Here is a 536-nt window from a genome sequence, read left to right as displayed (position 1 = left end):
TTGCACGCATTGAAGGCAAAGTGAACATGAGCGGTTAGTTATTGTTTAATAAGTGCTATATTCATTCTTGATTTTAAATACTAACGGATGGGTTTCATATCCTGCGAAAAAAAACGCTTTAGAGTGATGATTCTATCTAGAATTTGCTATTTGATAACTTTATAATTCCCGCCAATCGATTACGCAACCGTTTACTTTTTACCTTTACAGGATTCGATCATGCTCGAAAGGCTCTTTAAACTTAGTGAAAACGGCACAAATGTGCGCACTGAGATCATTGCAGGTATTACGACCTTCCTTACCATGGCTTACATTATTTTTGTAAACCCAGCTATTTTGTCTGATACCGGTATGGATCGTGGTGCGATCTTTGTTGCAACGTGTCTTGCCGCCGCGATTGGCTGTTTCATTATGGGCTTAGTCGCAAACTACCCAATTGCTCAGGCTCCGGGCATGGGTCTAAACGCATTCTTCACATATTCCGTTGTGTTAGGCATGGGTTACACATGGCAAGTCGCGCTGGCTGCAGTGTTTGT

Annotated in this window: 1 protein-coding gene; it reads left to right on the top strand. The window is 41.8% G+C overall.

Going from position 1 to position 536, the window contains the following annotated elements:
* Window positions 1-219: 219 nt before the first annotated feature.
* Window positions 220-536: NCS2 family permease (locus tag R7R24_RS29970; protein WP_318120624.1), on the top strand; the 317-nt coding region annotated here is incomplete at its 3' end.

Source organism: Vibrio sp. 704 (assembly GCF_033339295.1).
Note: the sequence above shows the minus strand (reverse complement) of the source record. Positions and strands in the feature narration are given on the sequence as shown.